Below are 24,987 nucleotides of genomic sequence, written 5' to 3' on the forward strand. Positions count from 1 at the left end.
ACAATGGACGCAAGAAGAAGAACGCTCGCCTTGTGCGGCCTCGTGCCCGCCGCCGTACTGGCCCTGCTCGCCGGGGTCACCCCGGCGGTGGCCGAACCGGTCGTGACGGCCGCTGTCACGGCCGATCCACCCCGGCCCGCCACTCAGGACGACAAGGTCCGCGCCGCGCAGGAGATCGGTGTCGTCGCTTCTCCGGAGCTGCTCATCCTGACCGACCGGAACTTCGTCTTCGCGCTGTGGCAACGCGCGTCCGGTACCGAAGTCCGGGCGTCGGCCGAACTCGCCTACGCCGGCGTGGAATCGGAATGGACACAGTGGATCAAAACCGGCGTCCACGAGGCGAACGCCCGGGACCAGGCGCACAAGCTGCAAAGCGACGCGGCGGCGAGGGCCGCACGTGAGAACAAGGACCGCGCCGCACGTGTCAACGGGATCGTCGCCCCGGTCGAACTGCTCATCCAGAGCGACAAGGACTTCGTCTTCGCCATGTGGCAGCAAGCCTCGGGCCCACTGCTCAAGGAAGCGGCGCTGGCGGCGTACAACGGTTCACCCGCCGACCTGAAGGCCTTCATCCTCACCGGCATCTTCGCCGCCCGTGAAGCGGACCAGAAGGCGATTGTCGAGGCCGACCAGCAGGCCGACGCCGAGGAGAAGGCCAGGCGCAACGCCCGGGACGCCCGGATCCGGGCGGCGGCGGTCGTGGCGCTCGTCGCCACCGAAGGCCACCTGGTCGAACCCGACGTCAACTTCGTCATGGACCTGTGGGACCGGGCCAAGCCGAGCAGCGAGGTCCGCGCCGCGGCCGAACGGGCGCTGCGCAGCCCGAATCCCGCCGACCTGGTCGCCTACATCGGCACCGGGATCCACCAGGCGAATTTCAAGGACTGGCAGGCATGGCTCAAGAAGAAGGGCGAGGCCGACCGGCGTCTCGCCTTCGAGCTCAAGACCAGGGCCGACCAGAGCCGGGTGCATCCGGCTCTGGTGACAGCGGCGAACGCGGCACTCGCGGGGACCTACGACGACGTCGAACTGTTCCTTCGCGTCGGGCAATACGAGGACGCCGTGCTGACGCAGTCCCTGCGGTTCTCGGGCGACCGGTATCTGCGCGGTTCCGGTGACGCCGTGGTGGCCGCGGGGGTCTCCGGCGGCGACGGCGCCGACGCGACGTGGCGGGTCGTACCCGGCAAAGCCGATGTGAACTGCCATTCGTTCGAATCAGTCCGGTTCCCGGAACACTATCTGCGCCAGTCCGGGCAGCGGGTGGTCATCGCGCCGTCCGACGGGACCGACCAGTTTCGTTCCGACGCGACATGGTGCACGAAGGCGGGAACCACCGGGACCACCGCCACGCTGGAGTCGTTCACGCTGCGCGGCAGGTTCCTGCGACAGTTCCAGAACCACGTCTGGGCGGCGAACGGGAGCGGGCAGCAGCCGCACGACACGGCCACCGGGTACGCCACCGACATCGTCTGGCAGGCGAGCGCTCCTTACCCGGGGTCGTGAACGCTAAGACCCGCTCGGAGTCCACTGTGGACTGCGACGCGGCACCGGAAGCACCTCCGGGATCGCGTGGTCGGTAGCCGTTCGCTGGTCGGCCTGGCCGAGCCCGGCCCGCAGCGCGAGTTCCATTTCGAACCGCGCCCCCGGGTCGCGCAGATGCGCGCCGAAGGTCGCCTGCAGCTGCCGCATGCGGTACCGGACGGTCTGCGGGTGGACCTGGAGGCGTTCGGCGATGTCGACGACGTTGCCCTGGCTGTCGAGCCAGGCGCGGAGGGTTTCGAGCAGCCGTTCCTGCTGCTTCCCGGTCATCTCGGCGAGCGGGGCGAACAGCCGGTCGCGCAGCTGGCAGGTCAGCGCGGCGTCGGCGTTCACGAGCAGGGTGGCGAGGTGTTCTTCGGCGCGGATCACGCGGCGGGCCTGGATGATCCCGCGTTCGGAGAGGTGCAGCGCGTCGCGGGCCCAGCGCAGGGAATCGGCGACGGAGTCCAGCGGACGGCACGGGCCGATCGACAGCCGGTAGTCCGGCAGCGCGGCCTGCAGGGTGGCCAGCCGGGCGCCGGAGATCTCGCCGGGGACCAGCAGACGCGGCTCAGCGCAGTCGAGTTCGGCCAGGACGTCCGAATCCACCGCGTTGTGCCGCCGCGGTCTGACGGTGTCGTCGATCGGGAGAAGCACCACCGGCGTCGCGCGTTCGGGCACCGTCCAGCCGGTCAGCTGCGCGAGTTCCGCGATCGCCTTCGACGGCGCGGGCGGGGTTTCCAGCACCAGGTGCAGCAGCTTGCGGCGCCAGGTGTCCAAGGCACCCGCGGTGCGCGCCTTCGCTTCGAGGTAGCCGTCCAGCGCGACGGACGCGAGTTCGTCCATGAACGCGAGCATGGCGTCGGCCAGTTGCGACATCACCGCGGACGAGAGCCCGCTGCGGCGGCCGACGCGCATGATGCGCCGCCAGGAGACGCGCGCGCCGACCCGGTAGGCCGACTGGAGGGTGTCGAGGCTGCGGCCTTCCCGCATCTCGTTCTGCCCGAGCCGGTGGTGGACCTCATGCGACTGTTCTTTGGAGACGGTGGGATCGGCGATCTGGGCGACGAACAGCGTGATCGCGTACTCGACGCCCGCGCGGATCGACTTGCCGTAGGGCCCGTCGAGCGGGCGCGCGTACGCGGGGATGGTCGCCCGGATCTCGTCGACGATCTCGTTGGCGAGACTGCCCAGCTCCGGCCGCAAAATGTCGGCGAGCTTGCGCGGCAAGGCTGCGGGATGCGGCGCAGCGTGTTCGATTCCGCGCTCCAACGTCATCGCAGCTCCTTTGCTCCGCCCAGCGTCCGGCACCCCACAATCGTCGTGGGGTGACAACGAACACATCGCAAACTCGCTCGTGAATGTGTCACCTTCCGCAGAAGAAACCGATTTCTTGTCACCGTCGTGACAAAATCACGGGTCGCCCCTGAATTTTGATGACAAGTGCCCGGCAAACGCCTCGCGTGGTACGTACGAACGGCCGAAGGTGAGAACGCCGTGACGGAGCGTCACCGCGTGGGGGTGAGCAATTCCCCGAGTGCTTCGAGCACGGGTTCGAGCACGCGCACCTCGGTGCCCACGCATTCGGTGATCCCGGCGCCGACGACCTCGAAGCCGCTCAGCCCGCGAAGCATCGCCACCAGACGCTCGATCGTCAAGCCACCCGGCTCCGGGTAGTTCAGGCCGTCGAACTCCCCCGGGTCGAGCACGTCGAGATCGAGATGGACGTACACCTTGTCCGCGCCGGCCAGCCCGGCGGCGAGGTCGGCGGATTCGACGACGAGCCCGCGGTCGACCACGGCCCGCTCGGCGTCGTCGAAGACCCGGGTCCCGGCGAGCACGACACGGCCGGGTTCCACCGGCGGGTTCGCGGCGAAGTCCGGGTCGCCCTCGCCGAGCAGCGAGCGCAGCACCATGCCGTGGAACGCGCCCGAGGGCGACGTCTCCGCGGTGTTGAGATCCGCGTGCGCGTCGAACCAGGCGACGCCGAGGCCGGGGCCGAAGCGATAGCGCGCGACCCCGATCGGGACGAGTTCGACACCGCAGTCACCGCCGATGGTGAGTACCGGCCCGCCCGGCGCCTCCAGCGCGGCGAGCTGCGCGGCGCGGTTCTCGCCGATGAGGATTTCGCGGTTGGCGACACCGTCGACCACGGGCGAGGTCTCGCGGGTCTGCCGGATGTGGTGCACCGGCACGCCCAGCACGTGACCGGCAAGCTCGGCGAGCGCGACGCAGCCTTCGGGCAACTCCGGCGCACGCTTGGTCAGCGCGCCTTGAAACTGGGGTACGGCGTTGATCAGCACCGGACCACGTTAGTGGCTGAAGGGGCCTTTCACCGCATAAGACGCGACGAAGGGGCCCTTCACCGCGTCGCATGCGGTGAAGGGCCCCTTCAGCTCACGTCACTCACTCCAGGACGAGCAGCAGGTCCCCGCCTTCGACCTGCTGGACGGCGTTGATCGCGCGCCGCGACACCTTGCCACCGGCGGACGCGGTGATCGACGCCTCCATCTTCATCGCCTCGATGGTCGCGACCGTCGCACCGGCCTCGACCTCGTCGCCCTCGGACACCTGCAGCGTGACGACGCCCGCGAACGGCGCGGCGATCTGCTTCGGGTCGCCCTTGTCGGCCTTCTCCGTCGCCGGGATGTCCGACGCGATCGAGGTGTCGCGGACCTGGATCGGGCGCAGCTGGCCGTTGAGCGTGGACATCACCGTGCGCAGGCCGCGCTCGTCGGCCTCGCCGATGGCCTCCAGCTCGATCAGCAGCCGGACACCCTGCTCCAGGTCGACCGAGTACTCCTCGCCCGGGCGCAGCCCGTAGAAGAAGTCCTTGGACGGCAGGACCGAAGTGTCACCGTACTGCTCGCGGTGCGCCTCGAAGTCCTTCGTGGGCCCGGGGAACAGCAGCCGGTTCAGCGTCTGGCGCCGGTTCTCGGCCAGCCCCTTGCGGTCCTCTTCGGACAGTTCCTGCACCGGCTTCGGCTTCGCGCGGCCTTCGAGGGCCTTGGTGCGGAACGGCTCCGGCCAGCCGCCGGGCGGGTCGCCCAGCTCGCCGCGCAGGAAGCCGATCACCGAGTCGGGGATGTCGAACTTGTTCGGCTCCGCCTCGAAGTCCTCCGGCGAGACACCGGCGCCGACGAGGTGCAGCGCGAGGTCACCGACCACTTTGGACGAAGGCGTGACCTTCACCAGGTGCCCGAGGATCCGGTCCGCGGCCGCGTACATCGCCTCGATGTCCTCGAACCGCTCGCCGAGGCCGAGCGCGATCGCCTGCGTGCGCAGGTTCGACAGCTGACCGCCGGGGATCTCGTGGTGGTACACGCGTCCGGTCGGCGAAGCGAGACCGGCCTCGAACGGCGCGTAGATCTTGCGCACGCTCTCCCAGTACGGCTCCAGATCGCCGATGGCCTGCAGGTCCAGCCCGGTCGGCCGGTCCGAGTGGTCGGTGGCGGCGACCAGCGCGGAAAGCGAAGGCTGCGAGGTCGTGCCCGCCATGGACGCGACGGCACCGTCGACCGCGTCCGCGCCCGCCTGGATCGCGGCCAGGTACGTGGCCAGCTGGCCACCCGCGGTGTCATGCGTGTGGATGTGCACCGGGAGGTCGAACTCCTTGCGCAGCGCGGTCACCAGCCGCACCGCCGCCGGCGCCCGCAGCAGGCCCGCCATGTCCTTGATGGCCAGGACGTGCGCCCCCGCGCCGACGATCTGCTCCGCCAGCTTGAGGTAGTAGTCCAGTGTGTACAGCTTCTCGGCCGGGTTCGACAGGTCCGAGGTGTAGCAGAGCGCCACCTCGGCGACCGCGGAACCGGTCTCGCGGACGGCTTCGATCGCCGGTCGCATCTGCTCGACGTCGTTGAGCGCGTCGAAGATCCGGAAGATGTCGATCCCGGTCGCCGTCGCCTCCTCGACGAAGGCGTTGGTCACCTCGGTGGGGTACGGCGTGTAGCCGACGGTGTTGCGGCCGCGCAGCAGCATCTGGAGGCAGATGTTCGGCACCGCTTCCCGCAGCTTCGCCAGCCGCTCCCAGGGATCCTCGGCGAGGAACCGCAACGCGACGTCGTAGGTCGCGCCGCCCCAGCACTCCAGCGAGAGCAGCTGCGGCGTGGTCCGCGCGACGACCGGCGCGACGGCGAGCAGGTCCTTCGTCCGCACGCGGGTGGCGAGCAGCGATTGGTGCGCGTCGCGGAAGGTGGTATCGGTGACGCCGATGGTCGGCGACTCCCGCAGCCAGCGCGCGAAACCGTCCGGGCCGAGCTCGTCGAGCTTCTGCTTCGAGCCGGGCGCGGGTTCGAGGTCCTTGGGCAGCTTGGGCAGCTTGACCTGCGGTTCGAGGGTGCGCGGACGCTCGCCGTGCGGTTTGTTGACCGTCTTGTCCGCGAGGTAGGTCAGCAGCCTGGTCCCGCGGTCGGCCGAGTGGCGCGCGGTGAGCAGATGCGGGCGCTCCTCGATGAACGACGTCGTGACGCGGCCTTCGCGGAAGTCCGGATCGTCGAGGACGGCCTGCAGGAACGGGATGTTCGTGGCCACGCCGCGGATCCGGAACTCGGCGACGGCGCGCCGCGCGCGGCCGACGGCGGTCGTGAAGTCGCGGCCGCGGCAGGTGAGCTTCACCAGCAGCGAGTCGAAGTGCGCGCTGATCTCGGTGCCGGAGAACGCGGTCCCGCCGTCGAGGCGGATGCCGGAACCGCCGGGCGAGCGGTACGCGCTGATCATCCCGGTGTCCGGGCGGAAGCCGTTGGCGGGATCCTCGGTGGTGATGCGGCACTGCAGGGCCGCGCCGCGCAGGTACACCTTGTCCTGTGAGAGACCGAGGTCGTCGAGGGTCTCGCCGGAGGCGATGCGCAGCTGCGACTGGACGAGGTCGACGTCGGTGACCTCCTCGGTCACCGTGTGCTCGACCTGGATCCGCGGGTTCATCTCGATGAAGACGTGGTTGCCGTCCTTGTCGAGCAGGAACTCGACGGTACCGGCGTTGCGGTAGCCGATCTGGCGCGCGAACTTGACCGCGTCCGCGCAGATCCGGTCCCGCAGTTCGGACGGCAGGTTCGGCGCGGGCGCCAGCTCGATGACCTTCTGGTGCCGCCGCTGGACCGAACAGTCGCGCTCGTAGAGGTGGATCACGTTGCCCTCGCCGTCGGCGAGGATCTGGACCTCGATGTGGCGCGGCTCGACGACGGCCTTCTCGATGAACACCGTCGGGTCGCCGAAGGCCGACTCGGCCTCGCGCGCGGCGGCCTCGATGGACTCGCGCAGCTGAGCGGGTTCCAGGACACGGCGCATACCGCGCCCGCCACCGCCGGCGACGGCCTTCACGAAGACCGGGAAGCCGATCTCCTCGGCCGCGGCGATCAGCGCGTCGATGTCGGAGGACGGTTCGGAGGAGCCCAGCACCGGCACCCCGGCCTCGCGCGCGGCCTTGACCGCGCGGGCCTTGTTCCCGGTCAGCTCGAGGATGTCCGCGCTCGGCCCGACGAAGGTGATGCCTTCGTCCTCGCACGCGCGCGCGAGGTCCGGGTTCTCGGAGAGGAAGCCGTAGCCGGGGTAAACGGCGTCTGCGCCCGCCTTCTTGGCGGCCGCCACGATTTCCTCGACCGACAGATAGGCCCGCACCGGATGACCGGGTTCGCCGATCTCATAGGCCTCGTCGGCCTTCAGCCGGTGGAGCGAATTGCGGTCTTCGTGCGGGAACACAGCCACCGTGCCCGCGCCGAGCTCGAATCCGGCGCGGAACGCGCGGATGGCGATCTCACCCCGGTTGGCGACCAGTACCTTGCGGAACATGCCGGTCCTTCCCATCATCGGATCGGTAGGTGAGGCACGTTACCTGCCGTTCCCGCAGGGCGGGAGCTGTCGCCCAGGTGATGGACGTCATCCCTGCTTGAGTTGCGCCCCCGGACTCTGCAGCAACCGGTTCGCGGTGCCCGCGTGGACACCGGTCAGGACGTCCACCGAAGCGGTGTCGACGAGCGCCTTCGCGACGTCCGCCGCCGACACCGCGGGATGCAGGGACCGGTACAGCGCGGCGACCCCGGCGACGTGCGCGGCGGCCGACGAGGTCCCGCTGAGCACCCGGCCGCCGCTGCCCCCGGCGTTGGGTCCCGGCACGTCGACGCCGGGGGCGAACAGGTCGACGACCTCGCCGTGGTTCGAGGTGGATCCGACCTGGTCGCTGGCGTCGGTCGAGCCGACGGTGAGCGCTTCGGTCACCCTGCCGGGTGAGAACTGCCCCGCGTCGGTGGCCTCGCCGCCCGCCGGAAGGGCGACCGGGACGACCGCCGCGAGCGTGCGGACGGCGGTGTCGAGCTGGTCGTTGGGCGCGCCGCCGATGCCGAGGACGGCGACCGCGGGCTGTTTCGCGTTCTGCGTCACCCAGTCGATACCCGCGATGATCTTGTCGGTCGACCCGCCGCCCTGCGCGTCGATCACCCGGACCGGGACGATCTGCGCGGCCTTCGCGACGCCGAAGGTCCTCGACGCGGCGACCCCGGCCAGGTACGTCCCGTGACCGTTGGTGTCGGAGGTGTCCGTGCCGCCGTTGAGGAAGTCCTTACCGGGCTTCACCCGGCCGCCGAAATCCGGATGGGCGGCGTCGACACCGCTGTCGATCACGTAGACCGTGACGTCCTTGGCGTCGGTCTCGTAGTGATAGAGCTGGTCGAGGCCCGTTCGCTGGTCGATCCGGTCCAGCCCCCAGTTCGGCGGGTTCTGCTGGACTTCCGTCGCGGAGGCGGGCTGCGCCAGCAACACCACGAGGGGCAGCGCGGCCATGACCCTTACCAGTCGAATGATCATCCCTCGGGCCTACGCCTGTCACCCGCGGGTGGCAACCTCAACCTCCGGTCGTCACCCGATCGGTTGGGGCTGGTCGGAGGTGGCCGCTGACCGTCGATTCCGGGAAGCAGACCAGCGCGTCGAAAGCGCTGACGACGTCGACGGCGTTGAACAGGTGCGCGTGACGGATGCTCTGGGGTCCCTCGGTTCCGCGCCGGGCGCGGAGGTCCACCAGCCCGGGCCCTTCGGCTTCGACGCTACCGTCCGCGGGCGCGTCGAGTTCTTGGCGGTACACGGTGAAACCGAGCCGTGCGGCCGGATCCGGCTTGAGGCCGGTGGTCTCGCCCCCGACCGCGGTGAGCGCCAGCGCGAAGTAGTCGTCGCCGAACTCGGCCGCGAGATGTGTTCCGGCGGAGGGCGAGGTGAGCCCGGGGAACGGCGAGAACGGCACACGCTGCAAGTGTCCGTTGTGGAGCATCAGGACGATCTTCGTGTCGTCACCGTGGAGCCGCCGGATCAGGCGGACGGTCTCGGCCAGATACGCGTCCCGCGAACCGCTCTGCAGGGCGGGCGCGTCACCGGACATCATCGCGGCCACCTCGGCGAGGTAGGTGTCGACGCGCAGCGCGCCTTCGGCGTGGTGTTCCGCGACGGCTTGCGCCTCGGTGTTCCCGTACACCGGGCGCAACGAGGTGAGATGTGCTTTGAGCCTGGTGAGCGCCGCGGTGGCCTTGTCTCGCGCGGCGGCGTCGAGGGCGGCGTACTTGGCGGGCGATTCCGCGCTGCTGACCGATGCGTACCCCTTGGTCGCCTCGATCGCCACGTCGACCAGGCTCACGGCAGCTTCGTCCACAGTGGACAGGTAGGCGCGGACCGCGTCGAGCGACGGCACGGGCGAGCCCGCGGAACTCGGCACGTCGAGGCCGAAGTAGCGAACGTCACCGCGCTCGCGGAGCCAGGTCAGCATTTCGTGCGCCTCGGGCGACTCGCCGAGCGAGAAGGTGAAGCCGTCGCGGCCGATGTCGGCGACGTCTCCGGGAGCGCCCTTCAGCCAGTCGTCGACGAGCTTCCCTTCGGCGAAGCCGGACTCGAAACCGACCACCCGGAAGCCGTGCCACTCGACGAGGTGCTGGAGCAAACGCTTGCGCAGATCTCCGAACTCGTGAAGATGGTGGTTGTTCTCGCCGATGGCGACGATCTTCGCGTCCCCGATGAGTTCGGCGATCTTCGCTGGGTCTGACATACTGACCAGACTAACGCAACAGGAGTAGCAATTGGCAACCTCCGGTACCCAGCGGCCGGGCGGCCGGACCGAGCGCACCCGCCAGGCCGTGCTGCACGCCACCCTCGACCTGCTGGCCGAACGCGGGTTCAGCGAGCTGACCGTGGACGCGGTCGCGGAACGGTCCGGAGTGCACAAGACGACGGTGTACCGGCGCTGGTCCTCGTCGGACGGCCTCGTCGCGGCCGCGCTGCAGATGGGCGCGGAGGACGACTGGAAGGCGCCCGACACCGGGTCCCTCGAGGACGATCTGCACGAAGTGGCGGCGGAGGTCGTGCGGTACTTCACCGAACCGGCGCTGAAGGAGTTGCCGACGGCGTCGGTGCTGGCGGCCTTCCAGTCGCCGCAGGCCGCCGAGGCGCTGCACGACTTCTATCAGGACCGGCATGTCCGGATGGCGCCGATCGCGGAGCGGGCCGTCGCGCGGGGCGAGGTTCCTCCCGGCACGGACGGCGACGAACTGGTGCGGGCGGTGTGCGGGCCGATGTTCTACCGGTTGTTCCTGTCACGGGAAGGCGTCACGGTGGCGGACGCGCGGGTCACCGCACGAGCGGTAGCCCTTGCCGCACGGGAAGGCGCCTTCGTCCCAAACTCGCATTTAGAGGACTGATTGCGATCGTTCGGGGTACCGACGACCGCGTTTAGTCCTCTGGATGCGGGTTGGTCACGGGCTGCGGACACTTTTACCCTCAACCGCGGATGACTTCCGGGCCCACACTGGCGTCTTCGTGCCGAGAGAGGGAGCCCGTCATGACCGAAGAAGTCCGGAACCGGCCGCTGGAAATGCCGCGCCGGCTCAGGTTCGTCCGCGGCTTCCTCTGGTTGCAGGCGGTCCTCAACATCCTCGTCACCATGCTCTTGACCTTCCTCACGATCAACGAACTCAACCACGGCAACGAAGAAGCGGGACTCTTGCTGGTGCTGGCGATCCTCGGCTTCCTGGTCTCCATCGTGCTGATCGCGTGCGCGATACAGATCTCCCACGGTACGGCGTGGGTGCGGCCGACGGTCATGGTTGTGGAAGGGCTGTCCGTGGTGCTGGGCGCGATCAGCCTGTTGAACGGCGGGGCGTTCACCCAGCTGATCGGGATAGGGATCGCCATCGGCATCATCGTCGTCCTCAACAAGCCCGAGGAACACGCCTGGTTCACCCGCTGACGAGGTCGATCCGGTAGCGCACTTCGGAAAGCGGGACGTCCTCGCCGGGCATGGTGTCGGATTTCGCCGCCCCGTCCGGCGTCCATCCCGCGGCCGAGTAGAAACGCCGGGCGCGCACGTTCGTGTCGAGCACCCAGAGCGTCGCCTCACGGTGCCCGGAATCCCGCAACGCGGCGACGGCGGTGTCGAGCAGCAGCCGTCCCAGTCCCGTGCCCCAGCGTTCCGGTTCGAGGTAGATCGCGCGCAGTTCCCCGCGGACCCTGTCGACGGCGGTGAAGCCGAGGAGCGAGCCGTCCTCGACGAGGACCAGGACGTCGCCCCGGTTGGCGGGGTCGGCGAGGACCCGCTGCCATCGGGCGGCTCGGCCCTCGACCGAAAGATCGCGCAGGTAGAGCTCGGGCAACAGGCCCTGGTACGCCGACTGCCACGACCGGACGTTCACCTCGGCGATGGGCCAGGCGTCCTCGACGGTCGCGAGACGGATCGTGGCCATCGTCAGTCTTCCGCCCGCACCTTGCGGGCGACGAGGCCGGTCACGATGGCCAATGAGAGCACCATCCCCAGCGCGATCCCCCAGCCCGCGCCGGTCACGCTCGAACTGCTGGGCATCGCGTAGAACAGCACACACACCATGACGATGCCGCCTCCGGCCACACCACCGAGGAAGGCCACACCGAACCGCGCCGGCCGAAGGGTCACCCCGAGCACCGTCCCGGCGAGCAAGAGCCCCGCGACGAGAAGATAGATCGTTCCCTCGTCGACCCGGCTCGACGAGTACTCGAAAAGCTCGGCGGCCTCGATCACGAGACCGGCCGCGCCGGTGATCCCGGCCATCAGCGCCGCGACGGTGAGGGCGCCCCGCGGTTTGCCCAGCCCGAGCCGGAAACCCCGGTCACGCCGCACCGACACCAGCGCGAGGACGGCCGCGAGGATCAGGCAGCCGTCGGAGATCAGGAGGACGGCCGGACCGAACGGGATCGTCGAAAGCAGCGCCAGCCCGCACAGCAGCCCCGGCCCCTCCATCCGGCGTGTCTTCGGCGGGAACATCGCGATCCCCGCGCCGATCGCGAAGACGACGAGCGGCACGATGGTCCAGCCGCCGTCCTCGAAGAAGTCCTCCAGGCTGTGGCTGAGCGGGAACGCGATGATCACCAGGTACACCGCGGCCACGAACGCCGCCAGACCGGCGGCAGGGGCGAACGGGTCGGGTTTCGGCCGTGGTGCGGCGGTTTCGGCGGGCGGCGCGGGTTTGCGGACGGGTTCGGGTGGCGGCGCGGGCTTTCGGACGGGTTCGGGCGGCGGACTCGGCTCGGGTTCCGGCTCGGGCGCCGGAATCGGCTTCGGCTCCTCGACGATCTGGCCCTCGACCCGCACGACCGCCTCACCGGTCGGCCCGGTCACCGTGATCCGCCCCTCGAACGCCCCGAGTTCCACCAGGTCCAGGGAAAACTCGGCCCCGCCGTCGACTTCCGTGACCCGCAGCCAGGAATGCGACGCCGCGAAACGGCAGGCCCGCGCGATCGGCGGCCCGTCCAACCGGATCCGCGCGATCGGCCGCGATCCCCGGACGACTTCGCCAAAACGCACCTCGTCGGGCTCGGCCCGCACCCGGCCTTCCCGCCGCGCCAGTTCTGCCGCCTCGGCGATGTGCTGGATGTCGTTCTGCGCCATCGTGGTGAGGACTTCGTGGGCCCCGATGGCGACGGGAAGGTTCTCACTCGTCAGGCGCCGCTGGAGTTCCGTGACCGCGCCGAGGCGGGTGAACATGTTCGGATCCTCGCTCGCCGCGCGCAGATCGGCCGGGACCGGCGACGGTTTGATCCGGCGGCGCCTGCTCCGGGCCAGGTACAGCTCGCCCTGCATCTCGATGTCGCGGCTGGGCGTCTGGTTCGGGTTCCGCTCGCGGACGCTGTCGAACAGGTAGTCGTAAAGCTCGCTGAGCGCGATCCAGCCGTCCTCGTCGCGGTCCGCGTCGCCGGTCCGGAGACCGTCGACCAGTGCCGAGGTGAACACCGACGGCCGGGCGTGCTCGTCGGCGAGATGATCACCCTCGAAGGCGTACTCGATGGAGTTCGACGCGGTGATCACCGCACGCCCGCGGCCGCCGAAACCACCGCCGGGGAACGCGTCGAGCACGTTGACCTCACCGGAGGAGCGCACCGCGACCCCCTGGCCGAAAGCGCCGCCGTAGCAGCAATCCAGCAGCAGGACGATGCTCCGCGACCGGCTCATCCGCATGCAGCGCTGGACGAAATCGGCGGGGACGGCGCTCGACGCCAGCCGTTCCGGCCGGGTGTTGCGAGCGGCGAAGAACAGCTCGCCCGACTCGCTTTTCAAGCCATGGCAAGAGAAATGCACCAGCAGGACGTCGTCGGCCGCGCTGTCGGCGAACAGGTCCTCGACCCGGCTCGTGATCACGTGCGCGGTCTCGTCGCGGACCACCTGGACGTCGAACTCGCTGATGTTGCGGTCGGCCAGGACCTCGGCGAGCGCCTCGGCGTCGGCCGCCGGGGAACGCAGGGAACTCAACCCGGGATTGTCGTACTCCCCGTTGGCGATGATCAGGGCACGCCGCTCGCCGGTCATGGCGTCGAATGCCTGCTCACGAAAAGGTCGACGAGCTTGTCCTGATCGGTGAGGCTCGCTTCGGACAGCTCCAGCACGTCGCCGTCGATCTCCAGCCGCACCGTGCGCTTCACCCGCCCGCCGCGCGAAAGCCATTCCCGCACGGCCGCGACGACCGAGCGCAGGCCTTCGGCGGACTTCCCCAGGGTGACCAGCAGTCCGCCCGCCGTCGCGACATCGAATCCGCGGGAGCCGGGCGGAGCCGGACCGGCGGGCAACGCCTTGACGTCGGCGACCCCGCGATCGAGCAGGTCGCCCCGGAGGTAGCCGGCGAGCCTGTCGACACGCTCCGCGTCGGCCCCGTCCTCACCGAGCTGGATCCGCACCGCTGACGTCATCCCCGGCCTCCCTCGCCCGCACAGAAAGAGGAAACGCCTCAGGCCGCCCGGCGGCAAGGTCCGATCGGGCAGAGATGTTCACGTCAGCTTTTTTCCAGATACTCCACACGATCTTCGTCCACGACGTCGGCGATCATGTGCGCCAGCCCCAGGTAATTCCCCAGAGCCGGGTCCTTTTCGACTATTTCCAGCGCACGGGCGCGCGCCTCGGCGATGACTTCCTCGTCCTGCAGTAGCGACAGCAGTTTCAGGGTCGACTTCTTCCCCGACTGCGCGGCGCCGAGGATGTCGCCCTCGCGGCGCAGCTCCAAGTCCATTCTGGACAGTTCGAAACCGTCCGTCGTGGATTCGACGGCGGCGAGCCGCTCCCGGGTCGTCGTGCCGTCCAGGGTCTCGGTGACCAGCAGGCAGAGCCCCGGCACGCTGCCCCGGCCGACGCGGCCGCGCAGCTGGTGCAGCTGGCTGATGCCGAACCGGTCGGCGTCCATGATCACCATCGCCGTCGCGTTCGGCACGTTCACGCCGACCTCGATCACGGTGGTCGCGACGAGCACGTCCAGGTCGCCCTTGGCGAACGCCTGCATCACGGCGTCCTTGTCGTCGGCGGGCATCCGGCCGTGCAGGACGCCGATCTTCAACCCCTTCAAGGGACCTTCGGCCAGCTCGGGTGCCACTTCGAGGACCGCGAGCGCCGGCCGTTTGTCGCCCTTGTCCGAGGCCGGTTCGTCGCCGATCCGCGGGCAGACGATGTAGGCCTGGTGCCCCTTGCCGCATTCCTCGCGGACCCGTTGCCACGCCCTGTCCAGCCACGCGGGACGCTCCGCGACCGGCACGACCGACGTCTTGATCGGCGACCGGCCCGCGGGCATGACCCGCAGCGCGGAGATCTCCAGATCGCCGTAGACGGTCATCGCGACCGTCCGCGGGATGGGCGTCGCCGTCATGACGAGCACGTGCGGGCTGGTCTCGTCGGCGCCGCGGGAGCGCAGCGCGTCCCGCTGCTCCACCCCGAAGCGGTGCTGTTCGTCGACCACGGCCAGGCCGAGGTCCGCGAAGGACACCGTGTCCTGGATCAGCGCGTGCGTGCCGACGACGATCCCCGCCTCGCCGCTGACCGTCTCCAGCAGCGCCTTCTTGCGTTCCTTGGCACCCATCGAACCGGTCAGCAGGGTCACCCGCGTCGCGTTCTCCGCGCCGCCGAGTTCGCCCGCCTGCCCGAGATCGCCGAGCATCTCGCGCAGCGACCGGGCGTGCTGCGCGGCGAGGACCTCCGTCGGCGCGAGCATCGCCGCCTGCCGCCCGGAGTCGACGACCTGCAGCATGGCGCGCAGCGCGACCACGGTCTTGCCGGAACCGACCTCGCCCTGCAGCAACCGGTTCATCGGATGCTCGGTGGACAGATCCCGGGCGATCTCCTCGCCGATCTCCTCCTGGCCCGACGTCAGCGCGAACGGGAGCCGCTTGTCGAAGGCGTCGAGGATGCCGCCGTCGGTGTGCGGACAGGCTTTCGCGGGCCGGGAGACCAGGGAGTGCCGTCGCTGCGCGAAAATCAGCTGCACCGCCATGGCTTCGTCCCACTTGAGCCTGCGGCGCGCGGAGTTCAGCGCGTCCCAGCCCGAGGGACGGTGGATGCCGCGCAACGCGCTTTCCAGGCTGGGCAAGCCGTACTGGGCGAGCAGTTCCAGCGGCATCGGGTCTTCGTCGACCTCCAGCACGTCCAGCACCTGGCGCACGCTCTTGGCGATCACCCAGGTCGGGATCCCCTGCGCCGCCGGGTACACCGGGATGATCTCGGCTAGGAAGTCGTCCATCGCCTCGGCCTGGCGCTCGGCGTCGAACAGTTCGTACTCGGGGTTCGCCAGTTGCAGGACGTCGCGGAAGGCGGTGACCTTGCCCGCGAAGAGCCCGTTCTTGCCGGGCACCAGGTCCTTTTCGCGCCAGGCCTGGTTGAAGAAGGTGCACTGCAGACGGCGTTTGCCGTCGGTGATCACCATTTCGAGCAAGGTGCCGTTGCGCGCCTTCATGCGGCGTTTGTTGACCCGCTCGATCCGCGCCATCACGGTCGCGTGCTCACCGAGTTCGAGACCGGCGATGTCGGTGAGCTGGCCGCGTTCGGCGTAGCGGCGCGGATAATGGCGCAGCAGGTCGCTGACCGTCTCGATCTTGAGGCCCTTGGCGAGTGCCTTCGCCGTCGCCGCGCCCACGACCAGCTTGAGGTCCGCGCGCAGGTTCGTCATCCGGTCACTCCACCCCCATCAGCAGCACGGCGTCGGTCTGGCCGCCGGCGTAACTCGTCAACTCGACCTCGGGATGTTCCAGGCGGAGCTGATCGGCCAGCTCACCGGGCAACCGGACCGGGACGCCGACGCCGGTCAGCACGGTGACCAGCTCGCCGCCGAGGGCCAGCATCCGGTTCAGCACACCGACCGCCGCCGCGACCAGGCTCGTCTCCGAGGCGGGCGCGGGCTCGATCAGCACGACCTCGCCGTCGACGAGACCGACGACGTCACCGGCCTGCGCCCGGCCCACCCAGGTTAGCGACTCCTCCTGCGCGATCCGCAGCTCGCCACGCCTGGTGGCGGCGGCCGCTTCGGCCATCGCGACGACGTCGTCGTTGGTGCGGCGGTCCTTGTCGTGCACGGCCAGCGCGGCGAGCACCTGAACGGGTGACACGCACGGGATGACGACGACGTCGCGGTCCGCGGCCATCGCGTGACCCGCCGCCGCGTCGGCCGCCGCGGTCAGCCCCTGACCGCCGGGGAGGACGGTGACGTGGTGCCCGGCGGCCTCGTTGATCAGGCCCAGCATCTCTTCGACCGTCGGCGCGACGCCCGGCGGCACGGACAGCACCGCGACCCCCTCGGCCCGCAGCAGTTCGGCCAGCGGCCCGCCGTGGACCACGGCGACCACCGAACGGTCGACACCGCCGCCGACCTCGACCGGCGTGGGCGTGATCAGCGGCTCGACCCGGACTCTTCGAGGACGGCCCAGCTCGATCCCGGCCTCCAGCGCCGCGCCGATGTCCGCGCAGTGCACGTGGACGGCGAAACTTCCGGCGCCGTCGCCCGCCACGGTGACGCTGTCGCCCAGGCCGCTGAGGGTCTTGCGCAGCTCGGGGAGGCTTTTCTCGTCGACGCCGTCGAGGAGGTACATGACCTCCCAGGCCGTCGGCGCGTCGATCGTGTGATGGTGATGCGCTTCGAGCGGGTGTTCCGGTTCGGTGAGGCCGCCGGAGATCACGCCGGCAAGGGCGTCGAGGACCGCGACCAGCCCGCGGGCGCCCGCGTCGACGACGCCGGCCACCGCCAGGACGGGCAGCTGCTTGGGGGTCTCTTCCAGGGCTTCGGCGGCGACGCTCGCCGCGGTCGCGGCCACCTCTTCGAGTGACCCGGTCGCGTCGCGGACGGTCGCGGCGACGGTGTGGAGGACGGTCAGGATGGTCCCGGCGACCGGGCGGCTCACCGCACCCGTGGCCGCCCTGTCCGCGCACCCGAGCGCGTCCGCGAGCCCGGGCCCGTCGAGCTCCCTGGCCGCCGCCGACTCGGCGATCCCGCGCACGACCTGCGACATGATCACGCCGGAGTTGCCCTTGGCCGCCGCGACCGCGCCCTTGGCGAAGGCCGCGAGCGCCTCGGCGGTGGTCCCGGGCTCCGCCTCCGCCAGCGCGTCGCGGGCCGCGGTCATGGTGAACAGCAGGTTGGAGCCGGTGTCGGAGTCGGCGACCGGGTAGACGTTGATGCCGTCGATCGCCGGCCGCAGCACCGACAAACTGTGCACACAGGCCGCCGACCAAGCCGACACCGCCGCCACGTCCAGCACCCGCACGCCGTAACCTCCTAGCTGTTCCAGCGAGGGTATCGACCCGGTGCCGGAGGGCTCTGAGCCACTGGTTACTATGGTCGAGTTGCCCAGCATGCTGGGCGCATCATTCTTTGTCCCAGATCCAGAGGAGTTCGACGTGGCTGCCGTGTGCGACGTCTGTGGCAAGGGACCGGGCTTTGGCAAGTCGGTCTCGCACTCCCACCGGCGTACCAACCGCCGGTGGAACCCGAACATCCAGACCGTTCACGCCAAGATCGGTCTGTCCCAGCGCAAGCGCCTGAACGCCTGCACCTCGTGCATCAAGGCGGGCAAGGTCGTTCGCGGCTGAGCCAGGTTTTGGGGAATGGCGGGTGCTCTTCGGAGCACTCGCCATTTTTTATGCGCGTTTAGTCCTCTGGTTGCGCCGCGGTGCCGCGTGAAGGCCTGGCTCAAGTCCGTGAAGGCCTCCTTGAGGGACTCTGGGTCCCTCAAGGAGGCCTTCACGGACTTGAGCGTCACCTCAGGAGGCACAGCTGTCACAGGTGTCACGTGGCAGCGCCGCGGGAACTTTCGCAACTAGAGGACTAATCGCGTGGTCAGGGGAGCTTCCAGTCCACGGGGCCGGCGCCCTGGTCGGCGAGCAGCTGGTTCGCCCGGCTGAACGGACGCGAGCCGAAGAACCCGGCGTGCGCCGAAAGCGGGCTCGGGTGGGCCGACTCGATGCACGGCACCTTCCCCAGCATCGGCTTCAGGTTCCGCGCGTTGCGGCCCCACAGGATCGCCACCATCGGCTCGTCCCGCGCGGCGAGCGCCTTGATGGCCTGCTCGGTGACGTCTTCCCAGCCCTTGCCCTGATGCGAGTTGGACTTGCCGGGCTGCACCGTCAGCGCCCTGTTGAGCAGCAGGACACCCTGGTCGGCCCACGGGGTCAGATCGCCGTTCGACGGCAACGGGTGCCCGAGGTCCTCGCCGTACTCCTTGTAGATGTTGATCAGGCTCTTCGGGATCGGCCGGACGTCCGGCGCCACCGAGAAGCTCAGCCCGACGGCGTGCCCGGGCGTCGGATACGGGTCCTGGCCGACGATCAGCACCCGGACGTCGTGGAACGGCTGCTGAAAAGCCCGCAGCACATGTTCCCCGGCCGGGAGATAGGTCCGACCGGCGCCGATCTCCGCGCGGAGGAATTCCCCCATCGCGGCGACCTGCGGCGCCACCGGTTCGAGGGCTTGCGCCCAGCCTGCTTCGACGATGTCCTGCAGCGGTCGTGCGGTCACGGCGAGCGAGCTTACCCAGGCCGGTCGGCGCCCCTTTTTCCGGTGCACTGAGACACCGGTCACCAGCGCCGTCCTAGTCCAGCCGCCGGAGTTCGACCCGGAACCGGGCCGCGCGCTCGACGTACCCATCGACGACCCGTTTGATCAGGTCCGGCCCGAACGACGTGTTCGGCCGGGTCTTCGCCGGGACACCGAGCGCGATGTGCCCACTGTCCACATGGGACCCGTAGGAGAGCACCGCGCCCGCGCCGACCATCCCGCCGTCCTCGACGACGGTTCCGTTCAGCACCACCGATCCCGACGCGATCAGGCAGCCCTCGCCGATCCGCGCGCCCTCGATGTGCACGGAATGCCCGACGGCGGAGGACTTCCCGATCACCGTCGGCTCCTCGCGGGTGCAGTGCAGGACGCAACCGTCCTGGACGTTGGACCGCTCGCCGATCTCGATGTACCCGTGGTCGCCGCGCAGCACCGTCTGCGGCCACACCGACGCGAACGCCGCGATCCGGACGTCGCCGATCACCGTGGCGTCGGGATGGACGTAGGCGTCGGGGTGGATCGAGGGTTCGAGGTCGCCCAGTGCGTAGATCGGCATGCGTTCTCCTAGACCAGCGACTTGCCGAAGCAGACGCTTTCCGGTTCGTCCTTGTAGTACCCGAAACCCGGCATCTCCCGGTAACCAGCCGACAGGTACAGCGCGATGGCCTCCGGCTGTTTGTCGCCGGTTTCCAGCACCATGCGCTTCCGCCCGGCTTCGGCCGCCGTCCGTTCGAGGTCGGCGAGGATCGCCCGCGCGAGCCCCCGCCCGCGTGCCGAGGCCATCACGAACATGCGCTTGATCTCGGCGTCGCCGGGCAGCAGCGGTTCCGGTCCGTCGTGCGCGCGCCAGGCACCGCACGCGACCGGGGCGTCATCGAGATACGCGGCCAGGAACAGCCCTTTCGGTGCGGCGAACTGAGCGCCGTCCATCGGCGTCTCGTCTTCGCTGCCGTACCGGGCGGCCAGTTCGAGTTGGGCTTCGGCCAGCAGCTTCACCGCGTCGGGGTGGTCGTAGGGCAGCACACGAAGGTCCATGAGCGCGAGATTAGCCATCGGCCGTCTCGCGGGGGAAGCAGGTAATCGGCCCAACCGGGACGCTAGCGCCAGTGCTCCCAGCCGCTCTTGTGTCCGTACTGCTTCCCGTCCACCGTCACCCCCGAATCCGGCATCGTCACGACGCCGATTTCGGTCCAGCCCTCCGGCAGGTCGGCGAACGCGGGGAAAGTGGCCGCGAACGCGTGGTCCTCGCCGCCGGTGAGCACCCACTTCAGCGGATCGGCGCCGAGGGCGGTGCCGACTTCGGTCAGCCTGCTCGACACGTCGAGATCCGCCGTCCGCACGTCGATCCCCACGCCGGAGGCCGTGGCGATGTGGCCGAGGTCGGACAGCAGCCCGTCGGACACGTCGATCATCGACGTCGCGCCGCCGTCGGCCGCTCGGACGCCCGCTTCGTAGTCCGGTTCGGGGCAGCGCTGCGCGTTGACCACGCTGACCGGTGAGCGGAAACCCCGACCGAGCACGGCGAGCCCGGCGGCCGCCCAGCCGAGGCGTCCGCACACCGCGACGACGTCGCCGGGTCGGGCGCCGGACCGCGTCACCGGTTCCCGGCCACCGAGGTCGCCCAGCGCGGTGACACTGATCACGATCTGGCCCGCGCTCACCATGTCGCCGCCGACGATCCCGACGCCGGCGCGGTCGGCTTCGGCCCACATGCCCTTGGTGAGCTCGACGACAAGCGACGTCTCGGTGTCCGGCGGGCAGGCGAATCCCATGAGGACGGACGTCGGGCGGGCGCCCATGGCGGCGATGTCGGTGAGGTTCACCGCGACCGCCTTGCGCCCCACTTGTTCGGCGCTGGACCAATCGAGGCGGAAATGCACGCCCTGCACGAGGACGTCGGTGGAGACCACCGTCCGGCCGTCCGGGGTGGCCACGACGGCCGCGTCGTCCCCCGGTCCGAGCAGCGTCGACTCCGGCTGTTTCCGGCCGGACGTCACCGCCTCGATCAACCGGAATTCACCGGTACCGGCGACCGTGCCGTCATTCGGTGACACCCGTCACCTCCACTTTCCCTTGTCCGGACAAATGTCGATCACCGATAGTCGGAAGCCCTAGGTTTTTCCCGGGGCTGGCGATACGTTGCTACAACGTTCCTACCTTGAGCCGACTTTTACGAAGGGGCGCGCCGTGGTCCACGCATACATCCTCATCCAGACCGAGGTCGGCAAAGCCGCCGCGGTCGCCGCGGAGATCTCCACCATCTCCGGTGTCACCAGTTCGGAGGATGTCACCGGTCCCTACGACGTCATCGTCAAGGCCGCTGCCGAAACCGTCGATCAGCTCGGCCAGCTCGTGGTCGCCAAGGTGCAGAACGTGGAGGGCATCACCCGTACGCTGACCTGCCCGGTCGTGAATCTGTAAGAGGTGGTGTAGTTGTCCGGTGGCTGACACGGACACCGGCGCTCCCCCGAAACCACTGCTGATCGCGGCCGCCTGCCTGGCGGTCCTGCTCGTCGCGGGCGTGGCCGTCTTCGGGCTGACGCGCGGCGCGGATCCCGTCACGGATCAGGCCGAAGCCGGGCCGCTCCCGCTCGTCCCGATCCCGGCGTTCCAGTCGGGTTCACCCGACTGTGCGAAGCTCGTCGGCGCGCTCCCGCACGAACTCACGTCGGCCGGGAACACGCTGGTCCGGCGGAAGCTGGCCGAGCCCGCCCCGGAGGCGGCGGTCGGCTGGGGCACCGGTGACCCGGTGGTCCTGCGGTGCGGGCTCGGCAAGCCGCCGGAGCTCAACCGGACCTCGCAGCTGCGGACGATCAACAAGGTCCAGTGGCTGCAGGTCCAGGGCGAGGGCACGGCGACGTGGTTCGTGGTCGACCGTCCCGTCTACACGGCACTCACCGTGCCGGACACCGCGGGGACCGGGCCGCTCCAGACCATTTCGGACGTCATCGCCGCCAACCTCCCCGCGGTGCCGCTGCGTTTCTGACCGCCAGTGTTTCTGATCAGGGAACGACCAGCAGGGTCTTGCCGGTGTACCGCCGTCCTTCGATGTCCGCGTGCGCGGCGGACGCCTCCGTCAGCGGGTACGTGCGGCCGATGACCGGCGCCAGGCTCCCGCCCGCGGCCAGCCGCAGCACCTCCCGCACCCGGCGCGGCGTGTCGGGCCAGAACCCGGCCAGCTGCGCCATATCCACAATGGTCAGCCGGGCCCGGTCGGCGTCGCCGATCACGGTCTCCACGCCACTGGACATGCCGTAGCCGGAGAACCGGCCGCCGTTCCCGAGCAGGGCGAGCGAAGCCGCGCCCAGTTCGCCGCCGACGCCGTCGAACACCACGTCGAGCCGCTCGCCGCCGGTGAGGGCGAGGACCTGACCGGTCCAGTCCGCCACCGAGTAGTCGACCGGCTCGGCACCCAGTTTCCGGGCGATCGCCGCCTTTTCCTCGCCGCGGACCGCCGCGATGACCGTCGCCCCCGCCGCGCGGGCGAGCTGCACCAGCAGGCTGCCGAGGCCGCCGACGCCCGGTGCCACCAGGATCCGCTCCCCGGCCAGGACCGGGGTCTTCTCCAGCAGCGCCAGCGCCGTGCTGCCGTCGTCGAGCAGGGCCAGCGCGTGCTGGGAGTCGAGGCCCGCAGGGATCGGGAAGGTGCTGTCCGGCAGTGCGATGGCCTTGTCCGCGTATCCCCCGCCGTATCCGCCCTTCGCACTGGAAATGACCGGCTTGCCCAGCCAGCTCTCGTCGACTCCGGCGCCGACCGCCTCGACGGTGCCCGCCACCGCACCACCCGGCACGTACGGCGGCTCGACCGCGAACACGTCAGGGCCGTCACCGCGCCGGATGAGGGCGTCGAGCCAGCCGACTCCGGCCGCCGTCACCGCGATGCGGAGTTCACCCTCCGCGGGTTCGGGGGTGGGCTGTTGGATCGGCTCGAGAACTTCAGGACCGCCGAATCGGGACACTCTGATCGCCTGCATGAGCGAAAGTTACGACCTCAAGCAAGGTAGAGGTCAAGCCAGGACGGCGAGAAGTGGTTTGAGCGCCGAGTGGAGCGCTTCCCGCGAACAACCTGCGTACCCGATGAGGTTCCCGAACACCGTCGGCGTCCCCGCGAAGTGCCGGGCCAGACCGTCGAGCCGGATCCCGGCGTGTTCCGCCGCCGCGATCCGCGCCGCTTCCTCGGCCGCCGATCCGCACGGGACCACCAGATGCGCCCCCGCGTCGTCGCCGAGCACCGGGATCCCCGCCGACGTCAGCGTCGCCGACACCAGGGACCGGCGCTCCGACAGTTCCCGCCGGAGCTTCCGCAGATGCCGCCCCAGATCGCCGTGCCGCGCCAGTTCGGCGAGGACCCGCTGCCCCGCCGGCGACGGGCGCGTCCCGGTCCCTTCGCGGTACTCCAGCACCGCGGCCGCGACCTGGGTCGGCGCGACCATCCAGCCCGCGCCCAGCGCCGGGGTGAGGATCTTGCTCGTGGTCCCGAGATGCGCGACGACGTCCGGGGCGAGCGCGGCCAGCAGCGGCAGCGGCGCGACGTCGAACCGCAGCTCCCCGTCGTAGTCGTCCTCGATCACCAGCATGCCCTCGGCGCGGGCGAGTTCGACCAGGTCGACCCGGCGGGACGCGCTCATCCGGCTGCCGAGCGGGTACTGGTGCGCGGGCGAGCAGTACACCGCGCGCACGTCGGCCGGGACGGCGTCCGGGCGCAGGCCCTCCTCGTCGACCGGGACGGGCACGACCTCGAGACCCGCCCGCCGGAACGCCTGCACCGCGCGCTGGTAGCCCGGTTCCTCGATCGCGACCCGGTCGCCGCGCGAGAGCACCGCGCCCGCGAGTTCGATCACCGCCGCCGTCGTCCCGCCGGTGGCCAGCACCGTTCCGGCGGCGAGACCGCGGTGACGCAGCAGGTGTTCGGACACCGCGTCCCGGTACGCGGGCAGCCCGGCCCTGTCCTCGCGATAGGTCGGCCGCGGGTCGGCGGCGGCCCGCCACGCACGGCGCCAGGCGGCCTTCTCGATGCCGTCGGCCCACGGCACGCCCGGGGTGAGGTCGACCAGCGTGAGCGGTGCGGCGGCCACGCCCGGCGCGGGGCCCTTCGACGGCCTGTCCGCGGGCGGTGTCGTGGTGACGTAGGTGCCGGAGCCGTGGCGACCGGCGATCCAGCCCTCCGCGTGGAGCTGCTCGTACGCCGCCGACGTCACCGTGCGGCTGACGCCGAGCCGGTGCGCGAGCGCCCTGGTCGAGGGCAGCCTGTCGCCGCCGCGCAGATGCCCGTCGCCCGCGGCGGCGCGCAACGCGTCGGCCAGCTGCACCGCGAGCGGGACGAGCGAATCGCGATCGAGGCTGACCGGCAGGGCGGTGTCGGACATGCTGTACCCCGCTCTCCGGAAGTGGCCTTCTCAAGTATAGGAGAATTGGACGTTATTACAGTCCACTCTCGTGGGTGAGACTACTCGCATGTCCACCCCGCTCTCTCCCACCGACCGGACCACACTCGGCCGCAAGAAGAACCGCGCGCTCACCGATCGCTCGGCGCTGTACGCGGTGCTCGACGAAGCCCTGATCTGCCATCTCGGCGTCGTGCGCGACGGCACCCCGATGGTCATCCCGACCGGCTACGGCCGCGACGGGAACACGCTCTACCTGCACGGATCCACCGGGGCGAAGAGCATGCGCGACTCCGACGGCGTCGAGATCTGCGTCACGGTGACCCTGCTCGACGGCATCGTCTACGCGCGCTCGGTCAACAACCACTCGATGAACTACCGCAGCGCGGTGATCCTGGGCAAGGCGGCCGCGGTCACCGACGCCGAACGGAAGATGCACGCCCTCCACGTGCTGACCGACCACCTCGCGCCCGGCTCGTGGGAGCACGCGCGGGACGTCAACGCGAAGGAGTTCGCGTCGGTTTCGGTGCTGGAGCTGGACCTCACCGAGGCTTCGGTGAAGATGCGGGGCGAGGGGCCCGACGACCCCGAGGACGAGGTCGCGGCCGATCTGTCGTGGGCGGGGGTGCTGCCGGTGCGGACCGTTTTCGGGGAACCGGAACCGTCGGTGGACCTGGTTTCGGAGTGGACGGTGCCGGACCACGTGAAGACTCGCGTCGGGTAGGGGGTAGCCGATGTCATGAAAGGGGCTTTCAGGACGAAAAGTGTCCTGAAAGCCCCTTTCATGACACTCG

The 24,987-nt window shown here is 70.0% G+C and carries 23 protein-coding genes; 7 read left to right on the plus strand and 16 right to left on the minus strand.

The window, feature by feature from the left end; genetic code table 11:
- Positions 1-3 precede the first annotated feature (3 nt).
- The gene (locus ACZ5IK_RS10865) at positions 4-1,503 is read left to right on the plus strand and encodes an AbfB domain-containing protein (RefSeq protein ID WP_465487524.1); all 1,500 of its coding nucleotides are present in this window, start codon (positions 4-6) and stop codon (positions 1,501-1,503) included.
- A 3-nt stretch (positions 1,504-1,506) separates the two neighbouring features.
- On the opposite strand, the gene ACZ5IK_RS10870 is transcribed toward ACZ5IK_RS10865, so the two are convergent.
- From ACZ5IK_RS10870 to ACZ5IK_RS10890, 5 genes are all read right to left on the minus strand, one after another.
- Positions 1,507-2,796, minus strand: a complete 1,290-nt coding sequence (locus ACZ5IK_RS10870) for a PucR family transcriptional regulator (protein ID WP_465487525.1) — start codon at positions 2,794-2,796, stop codon at positions 1,507-1,509.
- Between the two features lie 230 nt (positions 2,797-3,026).
- The gene (locus ACZ5IK_RS10875) at positions 3,027-3,821 is read right to left on the minus strand and encodes an arginase family protein (protein WP_465487526.1); all 795 of its coding nucleotides are present in this window, start codon (positions 3,819-3,821) and stop codon (positions 3,027-3,029) included.
- 103 nt (positions 3,822-3,924) lie between these two features.
- Positions 3,925-7,302, minus strand: a complete 3,378-nt coding sequence (locus tag ACZ5IK_RS10880) for a pyruvate carboxylase (RefSeq protein ID WP_465487527.1) — start codon at positions 7,300-7,302, stop codon at positions 3,925-3,927.
- Positions 7,303-7,389: 87 nt separating this feature from the next.
- Positions 7,390-8,289, minus strand: a complete 900-nt coding sequence (locus ACZ5IK_RS10885) for a S8 family peptidase (protein WP_465487528.1) — start codon at positions 8,287-8,289, stop codon at positions 7,390-7,392.
- A gap of 61 nt (positions 8,290-8,350) precedes the next feature.
- Entirely contained in the window at positions 8,351-9,535 is a 1,185-nt protein-coding gene (locus ACZ5IK_RS10890) for an erythromycin esterase family protein (protein WP_465487529.1), read from the minus strand.
- 31 nt (positions 9,536-9,566) lie between these two features.
- On the opposite strand from ACZ5IK_RS10890, the gene ACZ5IK_RS10895 reads away from it, so the two are divergent.
- Positions 9,567-10,184: a TetR/AcrR family transcriptional regulator gene (locus tag ACZ5IK_RS10895; protein ID WP_465487530.1), complete on the plus strand. Its 618-nt coding sequence runs from the start codon at positions 9,567-9,569 to the stop codon at positions 10,182-10,184.
- Positions 10,185-10,324: 140 nt separating this feature from the next.
- Entirely contained in the window at positions 10,325-10,732 is a 408-nt protein-coding gene (locus ACZ5IK_RS10900; RefSeq protein ID WP_465487531.1) for a hypothetical protein, read from the plus strand.
- Here the strand turns inward: ACZ5IK_RS10900 and ACZ5IK_RS10905 are convergent.
- From ACZ5IK_RS10905 to ACZ5IK_RS10925, 5 genes are all read right to left on the minus strand, one after another.
- Positions 10,722-11,225, minus strand: coding sequence for a GNAT family N-acetyltransferase (locus ACZ5IK_RS10905; protein ID WP_465487532.1), 504 nt, complete (start codon positions 11,223-11,225; stop codon positions 10,722-10,724). The genes ACZ5IK_RS10900 and ACZ5IK_RS10905 overlap by 11 nt on opposite strands.
- 2 nt (positions 11,226-11,227) lie before the next feature.
- Entirely contained in the window at positions 11,228-13,318 is a 2,091-nt protein-coding gene (locus ACZ5IK_RS10910) for a caspase family protein (RefSeq protein ID WP_465487533.1), read from the minus strand.
- Positions 13,315-13,695 carry a hypothetical protein gene (locus ACZ5IK_RS10915; protein ID WP_465487534.1) on the minus strand — a complete coding sequence of 127 codons (381 nt, stop codon included), beginning with the start codon at positions 13,693-13,695 and terminating at the stop codon, positions 13,315-13,317. Before ACZ5IK_RS10915 ends, ACZ5IK_RS10910 begins: the two co-directional genes overlap by 4 nt.
- Before the next feature lie 83 nt (positions 13,696-13,778).
- Positions 13,779-15,932, minus strand: a complete 2,154-nt coding sequence (gene recG, locus ACZ5IK_RS10920; protein ID WP_465487535.1) for an ATP-dependent DNA helicase RecG — start codon at positions 15,930-15,932, stop codon at positions 13,779-13,781.
- A gap of 4 nt (positions 15,933-15,936) precedes the next feature.
- Positions 15,937-17,520: a DAK2 domain-containing protein gene (locus tag ACZ5IK_RS10925; protein WP_465487536.1), complete on the minus strand. Its 1,584-nt coding sequence runs from the start codon at positions 17,518-17,520 to the stop codon at positions 15,937-15,939.
- Between the two features lie 133 nt (positions 17,521-17,653).
- Between ACZ5IK_RS10925 and rpmB the strand changes: the two genes are divergently transcribed.
- A complete protein-coding gene (rpmB, locus tag ACZ5IK_RS10930) occupies positions 17,654-17,845 on the plus strand; it encodes a 50S ribosomal protein L28 (protein ID WP_007031450.1) in 192 nt (63 codons plus the stop codon).
- Positions 17,846-18,092: 247 nt separating this feature from the next.
- Here rpmB and ACZ5IK_RS10935 read toward each other — a convergent pair whose 3' ends face one another.
- The 4 genes from ACZ5IK_RS10935 to ACZ5IK_RS10950 form a co-directional block, all read right to left on the minus strand.
- On the minus strand, positions 18,093-18,770 hold the full coding sequence (locus tag ACZ5IK_RS10935; protein ID WP_101609826.1) for a uracil-DNA glycosylase: 678 nt from the start codon (positions 18,768-18,770) through the stop codon (positions 18,093-18,095).
- A gap of 73 nt (positions 18,771-18,843) precedes the next feature.
- A complete protein-coding gene (locus tag ACZ5IK_RS10940) occupies positions 18,844-19,365 on the minus strand; it encodes a gamma carbonic anhydrase family protein (protein ID WP_465487537.1) in 522 nt (173 codons plus the stop codon).
- An 8-nt stretch (positions 19,366-19,373) separates the two neighbouring features.
- Positions 19,374-19,844 carry a GNAT family N-acetyltransferase gene (locus ACZ5IK_RS10945; protein WP_465487538.1) on the minus strand — a complete coding sequence of 157 codons (471 nt, stop codon included), beginning with the start codon at positions 19,842-19,844 and terminating at the stop codon, positions 19,374-19,376.
- 62 nt (positions 19,845-19,906) lie between these two features.
- Entirely contained in the window at positions 19,907-20,863 is a 957-nt protein-coding gene (locus ACZ5IK_RS10950) for a thiamine-phosphate kinase (RefSeq protein WP_101609829.1), read from the minus strand.
- A 133-nt stretch (positions 20,864-20,996) separates the two neighbouring features.
- Here ACZ5IK_RS10950 and ACZ5IK_RS10955 point away from each other — a divergent pair, with 133 nt between their 5' ends.
- Positions 20,997-21,230 carry an Lrp/AsnC family transcriptional regulator gene (locus tag ACZ5IK_RS10955; protein ID WP_101609830.1) on the plus strand — a complete coding sequence of 78 codons (234 nt, stop codon included), beginning with the start codon at positions 20,997-20,999 and terminating at the stop codon, positions 21,228-21,230.
- A 19-nt stretch (positions 21,231-21,249) separates the two neighbouring features.
- Positions 21,250-21,795, plus strand: a complete 546-nt coding sequence (locus tag ACZ5IK_RS10960) for a DUF3515 domain-containing protein (protein WP_465487539.1) — start codon at positions 21,250-21,252, stop codon at positions 21,793-21,795.
- 16 nt (positions 21,796-21,811) lie between these two features.
- Here ACZ5IK_RS10960 and ACZ5IK_RS10965 read toward each other — a convergent pair whose 3' ends face one another.
- Complete coding sequence (locus ACZ5IK_RS10965) at positions 21,812-22,783, minus strand: zinc-binding dehydrogenase (RefSeq protein ID WP_465487540.1); 972 nt, start codon at positions 22,781-22,783, stop codon at positions 21,812-21,814.
- 33 nt (positions 22,784-22,816) lie between these two features.
- Entirely contained in the window at positions 22,817-24,175 is a 1,359-nt protein-coding gene (pdxR, locus tag ACZ5IK_RS10970) for a MocR-like pyridoxine biosynthesis transcription factor PdxR (protein ID WP_465487541.1), read from the minus strand.
- An 88-nt stretch (positions 24,176-24,263) separates the two neighbouring features.
- Between pdxR and ACZ5IK_RS10975 the strand changes: the two genes are divergently transcribed.
- Positions 24,264-24,917: a pyridoxamine 5'-phosphate oxidase family protein gene (locus tag ACZ5IK_RS10975; protein ID WP_465487542.1), complete on the plus strand. Its 654-nt coding sequence runs from the start codon at positions 24,264-24,266 to the stop codon at positions 24,915-24,917.
- Positions 24,918-24,987 lie beyond the last annotated feature (70 nt).

This window comes from Amycolatopsis sp. NPDC031561, from assembly GCF_055580625.1.

What these genes read in the sequence shown, in the direction of transcription:
- ACZ5IK_RS10880 (WP_465487527.1), bottom strand. Translation starts at nt 7,302, where the DNA reads ATGTTCCGCAAGGTACTGGTCGCCAACCGGGGTGAGATCGCCATCCGC.
- pdxR (WP_465487541.1), bottom strand. Translation starts at nt 24,175, where the DNA reads ATGTCCGACACCGCCCTGCCGGTCAGCCTCGATCGCGATTCGCTCGTC.
- ACZ5IK_RS10965 (WP_465487540.1), bottom strand. Translation starts at nt 22,783, where the DNA reads ATGCAGGCGATCAGAGTGTCCCGATTCGGCGGTCCTGAAGTTCTCGAG.
- ACZ5IK_RS10910 (WP_465487533.1), bottom strand. Translation starts at nt 13,318, where the DNA reads ATGACCGGCGAGCGGCGTGCCCTGATCATCGCCAACGGGGAGTACGAC.
- ACZ5IK_RS10900 (WP_465487531.1), top strand. Translation starts at nt 10,325, where the DNA reads ATGACCGAAGAAGTCCGGAACCGGCCGCTGGAAATGCCGCGCCGGCTC.
- ACZ5IK_RS10870 (WP_465487525.1), bottom strand. Translation starts at nt 2,796, where the DNA reads ATGACGTTGGAGCGCGGAATCGAACACGCTGCGCCGCATCCCGCAGCC.
- ACZ5IK_RS10890 (WP_465487529.1), bottom strand. Translation starts at nt 9,535, where the DNA reads ATGTCAGACCCAGCGAAGATCGCCGAACTCATCGGGGACGCGAAGATC.
- ACZ5IK_RS10885 (WP_465487528.1), bottom strand. Translation starts at nt 8,289, where the DNA reads ATGGCCGCGCTGCCCCTCGTGGTGTTGCTGGCGCAGCCCGCCTCCGCG.
- recG (WP_465487535.1), bottom strand. Translation starts at nt 15,932, where the DNA reads ATGACGAACCTGCGCGCGGACCTCAAGCTGGTCGTGGGCGCGGCGACG.
- ACZ5IK_RS10975 (WP_465487542.1), top strand. Translation starts at nt 24,264, where the DNA reads ATGTCCACCCCGCTCTCTCCCACCGACCGGACCACACTCGGCCGCAAG.
- ACZ5IK_RS10945 (WP_465487538.1), bottom strand. Translation starts at nt 19,844, where the DNA reads ATGGACCTTCGTGTGCTGCCCTACGACCACCCCGACGCGGTGAAGCTG.
- ACZ5IK_RS10940 (WP_465487537.1), bottom strand. Translation starts at nt 19,365, where the DNA reads ATGCCGATCTACGCACTGGGCGACCTCGAACCCTCGATCCACCCCGAC.
- ACZ5IK_RS10915 (WP_465487534.1), bottom strand. Translation starts at nt 13,695, where the DNA reads ATGACGTCAGCGGTGCGGATCCAGCTCGGTGAGGACGGGGCCGACGCG.
- ACZ5IK_RS10865 (WP_465487524.1), top strand. Translation starts at nt 4, where the DNA reads ATGGACGCAAGAAGAAGAACGCTCGCCTTGTGCGGCCTCGTGCCCGCC.
- ACZ5IK_RS10905 (WP_465487532.1), bottom strand. Translation starts at nt 11,225, where the DNA reads ATGGCCACGATCCGTCTCGCGACCGTCGAGGACGCCTGGCCCATCGCC.